Genomic DNA, 4,306 nt, shown 5'->3' with positions numbered 1-4,306 from the left:
CCAGCGGCGCCTCGGTGTGCGATCTGGGCGAGACCTACGGCGGCTGGGGCGCCGGGGGAGCGACGCGGCCACCATCTGCCGCCAGCAGTACGGGGGTTAGCCCGCTGCCGGCCCGAGGTCGGGGATGCGCCAGTCGATCGGGTCGTGGCCCTGTGCCTTGACCGCTTCGTCTATCTGGCCGAAGGGCCGGCTGCCCAGGAAGAGCTTGGCCGACAGCGGGGAGGGGTGGGCGCCCTGGATGACGGTGTGCCGGGCGGTGTCGATGAGCGGCAGCTTCTTCTTGGCGTAGTTGCCCCACAGCACGAACACCGCCGGGTCCGGCCGGTCCGACAGCGCGGTGATCACCGCGTCGGTGAACTTCTCCCAGCCCTTGCCCTTGTGCGAGTTGGCCTCGCCCTCGCGGACGGTGAGCACCGCGTTGAGCAGCAGCACGCCCTGCTCGGCCCAGGGCATCAGACAGCCGTTGTCCGGCAGCGGGTAACCCAGCTCGTCCCGCAGCTCCTTGAAGATGTTCCGCAGGCTGGGCGGGGTCTTCACCCCGGGCCGCACCGAGAAGCACAGGCCGTGCCCCTGGCCCTCGCCGTGATACGGGTCCTGGCCGAGGATCAGCACCTTCACCCGGTCGAACGGGGTGGCCGCCAAGGCGGCGAACACCTCGTCGCGCGGCGGGAAGATCCGGTGCTCGCCCCGCTCCTGCTCGACGAAGTCGGTGAGCTGCTTGAAGTACGGCTTGTCCAACTCCCCACCGAGCGCGGTCTCCCAGGAGTCGGGCAGCATGCTGGGCACGTCAGGAACCTCCGGTCAGCGATCCATTGCTGCCCATGAACGTACCGCCCCCCACTGACAACGCGCGCCGATCAGCGCAAAGCCCCAGGTGGCGGGCCAGTCGGGGCCGCCACCCGGGGTGGACCGCGGCGCGGTGGCGCGGCGCGGCCGGGAGGTCGGCTCAGGCGCCGGCCCGCAGGAAGAGCCCGCCGTCGATGACCAGATTCTGGCCGGTGATCCAGCCGGCCTGGTCGGACAGCAGGAAGGCGGCCGCGCCGCCGATGTCGTCCGGCAGTCCGAGCCGCCCCAGCGGGTATCCCGCGGCCGTCTCCTCCTCGTGCCCTTCGTAGAGCGCCGCGGCGAACCGGGTCTTCACCACCGCGGGGGCCACGGAATTGACCCGCACTCCCGGCGCCATCTCGGCGGCGAGCTGCACGGTGAGATTGATCATGGCGGCTTTGCTCATGCCGTAGGCGCCGATGAGGGGCGAGGGCGCCAGGCCGGCGATCGAGGCTATGTTGAGGATCGCGCCGCCGTTCTCCTGCTGCCAAGCCTTCCAGGTCAGCTGGGCGAAGCCGAGGGCGGAGATCACATTGATCTCGTGGACCTTGCGGACCACGCCGAGATCGAGCTCGCTGAGCAGGCCGTAGACCGGGTTGGTGCCGGCGTTGTTGGCGAGGTAGTCGATCCGGCCGAACGCCTCCATGGTGCGCTCGACGGCGATCGCCCGGTGCGCCTCGTCGTGCGCCTTGCCCGCCACGCCGATCGCCCGGTCCGGACCGAGTTTGTCCACCGCTTCCTTGAGGGCCTCCTCATTGCGTCCGGTGATGCAGACGCGGTCGCCGCGGGCGACGAGCGCCTCGGCGATGCCGAAGCCGATACCGCGGCTGGCGCCGGTGATCAGGGCCACGCGGCCGCTGTCCGGGGGGAGCTGAGTCATGTCGATCACGCCTTCGCGGTTGTCAGTTGAGCGGGCCGCCGGCCACGTACATGACCTGGCCGGAGACGAAGCCGGCCGCGTCGCCGGTGAAGAACGCGATGGCGTTGGCGACGTCCTCGGGCCGGCCGACCCGCTGGACCGGGATCTGGGTGGCGGCGGCGGCCTGGAAGTCCTCGAATCCCATGCCGACCCGGGCCGCGGTGGCCGCGGTCATGTCGGTGACGATGAAGCCGGGGGCGACCGCGTTGGCGGTCACGCCGAATTTGCCCAGCTCGATGGCGAGGGTCTTGGTGAAGCCCTGCATACCCGCCTTGGCCGCCGCGTAGTTGGCCTGGCCCCGATTGCCGAGGGCGGAGGACGACGAGAGGTTGACGATCCGGCCGAACGCCGCGTCCACCATGTGCTTCTGGACCGCGCGGCTCATCAGGAAGGCGCCGCGCAGGTGGACGCCGAGCACGGTGTCCCAGTCGGTGGCACTCATCTTGAACAGCAGGTTGTCGCGCAGCACGCCGGCGTTGTTGATCAGGATGGTGGGCGCGCCCAGCTCGTCGACGACCTTGGCGACCGCGGCTTCCACCTGCGCCTCGTCGGCGACGTCGGCGCCGACGGCCACCGCCTTGCCGCCGGCGGCGGTGACCGCCTCCACGGTGTCCTTGCAGGCGCCCTCGTCGAGGTCGAGTACGGCGACGGCGCGGCCTTCCGCGGCCAGCCGTACCGCGGTGGCGGCGCCGATTCCGCGGGCGGCGCCAGTGACGATCGCGACGCGCTGCTCGGTGGTGGACATCTGTGTCTCCTCAGCCCGGTGTGGCGGGCGGTCGCGCATACGTCCGCGCATGAGCGACCGCTTAGTAGGTCCGTAGCCGAAACCGTAGGAGGGCCGTGACCCAGTGTCAACGCCCACCACCGGGGATGTCGCCCGGGTCACGGCCCGCGGCGTGCGGCCCGCAGCTCACCTCACCTCACCAGCAGCGCCAGCAGCCGGTCCGCCTCCTTGTCGGCGTCCGCGGTCAGCCCGGTGTGGATCGGTCCGGGCTGCACGATGGTGCTGCGTGGCGCGGTGAGCCAGCGGAAGCGGCGGCCCGCGTCGTCGGCCGCGGCCTGCCCGGCCCGCTCGCCGCCGGCGCAGATGCCCTGGTAGCCGCGCAGGGCCGCCCGCACCCCCTCCACGTCCACGTCCGCGTCCAGGCAGCGCAGCCGGCTCTCGTCCAGGTGCACCCGGGCGCCGACGTAGCTCTGCGCCCGGCAGTAGACCAGCACCCCCGCGTTGATCAGCTCGCCGCGCTCGATCCGCGGCATCACGCGCACCAGCGCGTACTCGAAGACGTCGCGCCCGCTCACTTGGCGTTCTTCCCTTCGACCCACGGACGCAGCCAGTCCGGCGGTGGCTGCTTCTCCTGCTGCCGCCCGGTGGTGATCCGCTGGTGGATGTCGGCGGCGCGGGCGCCGAGCAGTTCGCGGTAGGCGCGGCGGACGGCGTCGGGGGTGTCGAAGCCGGGTTCGTCGACCAGCCACTCGTCGGGCACCAGCGACGTCACCTCGGCGAGCAGGTCGTCGGTCACCTTCGGGGCCAACTCGGCCGCCGCTGCGGCGGGTTCGGGCGCGAAGCGGGACAGCGCGTGGTCGGAGGCATCGTACGGCTTGGCCGAAGCGGCGGCCGCCGACTTCCAGTTGTGGTGCCAGATGAGCGAGGCCCCGTGGTCGATCAGCCAGATGTTCCGGTGCCAGACCAGCATGTTAGGATTCCGCCACGAACGGTCGACGTTGCCGATGAGCGCGTCGAACCAGACGATGCGGCCGGCCTCCACCGGATCCACGCCGAAGACCAGCGGGTCGAACCCCAGGGCGCCCGGCAGGAAGTCCATCCCCAAGTTGAGCCCGCCGCTCGCTTTCAGCAGGTCCTGGATCTCCTCGTCGGGTTCACCGAGCCCGATCACCGGGTCGAAGTCGAAGCGCACCAGTTCGGGCACCCGCAGCTCCAGCCGCCTGCCCAGCTCGCCGGCGATCACCTCGGCGATCAGCGCCTTGCGGCCCTGCGCGGCGCCGGTGAACTTCACGACGTACGTGCCGTAGTCGTCGGCCTCGACCACTCCGGGCACCGAGCCGCCCTCACGCAGCGGCGTCACATAGCGGATGCCCGTGACTTCTCTCAACATCCCCCCAGGTTAGCCGGGTGGAGACTCCCGTTATGGACACGATCACCTTCCCCCGGCAACTCGCCCGCACCCAGCGCTTCTCCCTCGGCGTGCCCCGCGCCTTCACCCTGCTCCCGGACGGCGCCGGCGCGCTGTTCCTGCGTACCCGCGGCCCGGAGGACCGGATGAGCTGCCTGTGGCTGCGGGACGCGGCCGGCGAGCGGCTGCTGGTGGATCCCGCCGCCCTGCCCGGCGCCGCGGCCGAGGTGCCGGCCGCCGAACTGGTCCGCCGGGAGCGGGCCCGGGAGCGTTCGGTCGGCATCGTCGCCTACAGCACCGACGCCGCCGTGCGCACCGTCGCCTTCGCTCTCGACGGCGCCCTGTGGGTGCTCGGCCCGGACCGCGACCCGGCCGCCGCTGCCGGCGGCCCGTGGGCGGCGTCCCGCCGGCTCGCCACCGCCGGCCCGGT

5 protein-coding genes and 1 pseudogene are annotated in these 4,306 nt (G+C 71.9%); 1 reads left to right on the top strand and 5 read right to left on the bottom strand.

Annotated elements, in window-relative coordinates:
* Positions 1–96 precede the first annotated feature (96 nt).
* The 5 genes from ung to GA0115240_RS26545 form a co-directional block, all read right to left on the bottom strand.
* Entirely contained in the window at positions 97–786 is a 690-nt protein-coding gene (ung, locus tag GA0115240_RS26565) for a uracil-DNA glycosylase (protein ID WP_093740417.1), read from the bottom strand.
* 160 nt (positions 787–946) lie between these two features.
* Positions 947–1,705, bottom strand: coding sequence for an SDR family oxidoreductase (locus GA0115240_RS26560; protein WP_093740419.1), 759 nt, complete (start codon positions 1,703–1,705; stop codon positions 947–949).
* Between the two features lie 22 nt (positions 1,706–1,727).
* Entirely contained in the window at positions 1,728–2,489 is a 762-nt protein-coding gene (gene fabG / locus GA0115240_RS26555; protein ID WP_093740415.1) for a 3-oxoacyl-ACP reductase FabG, read from the bottom strand.
* 170 nt (positions 2,490–2,659) lie between these two features.
* Positions 2,660–3,001: a DUF3037 domain-containing protein gene (locus GA0115240_RS26550; protein ID WP_202451766.1), complete on the bottom strand. Its 342-nt coding sequence runs from the start codon at positions 2,999–3,001 to the stop codon at positions 2,660–2,662.
* Positions 3,002–3,039: 38 nt separating this feature from the next.
* The gene (locus GA0115240_RS26545; protein WP_093740411.1) at positions 3,040–3,858 is read right to left on the bottom strand and encodes a HipA family kinase; all 819 of its coding nucleotides are present in this window, start codon (positions 3,856–3,858) and stop codon (positions 3,040–3,042) included.
* A gap of 32 nt (positions 3,859–3,890) precedes the next feature.
* Between GA0115240_RS26545 and GA0115240_RS26540 the strand changes: the two are divergent.
* Positions 3,891–4,306 (top strand): annotated as a pseudogene (locus GA0115240_RS26540) (S9 family peptidase); the annotation flags it as partial.

Source organism: Streptomyces sp. DvalAA-14, assembly GCF_900091855.1.
GTDB lineage: Bacteria > Actinomycetota > Actinomycetes > Streptomycetales > Streptomycetaceae > Actinacidiphila.
Note: the sequence above shows the minus strand (reverse complement) of the source record. Positions and strands in the feature narration are given on the sequence as shown.

What these genes read in the sequence shown, in the direction of transcription:
- GA0115240_RS26560 (WP_093740419.1), bottom strand. Translation starts at nt 1,705, where the DNA reads ATGACTCAGCTCCCCCCGGACAGCGGCCGCGTGGCCCTGATCACCGGC.
- fabG (WP_093740415.1), bottom strand. Translation starts at nt 2,489, where the DNA reads ATGTCCACCACCGAGCAGCGCGTCGCGATCGTCACTGGCGCCGCCCGC.
- GA0115240_RS26550 (WP_202451766.1), bottom strand. Translation starts at nt 3,001, where the DNA reads ATGCCGCGGATCGAGCGCGGCGAGCTGATCAACGCGGGGGTGCTGGTC.
- GA0115240_RS26545 (WP_093740411.1), bottom strand. Translation starts at nt 3,858, where the DNA reads ATGTTGAGAGAAGTCACGGGCATCCGCTATGTGACGCCGCTGCGTGAG.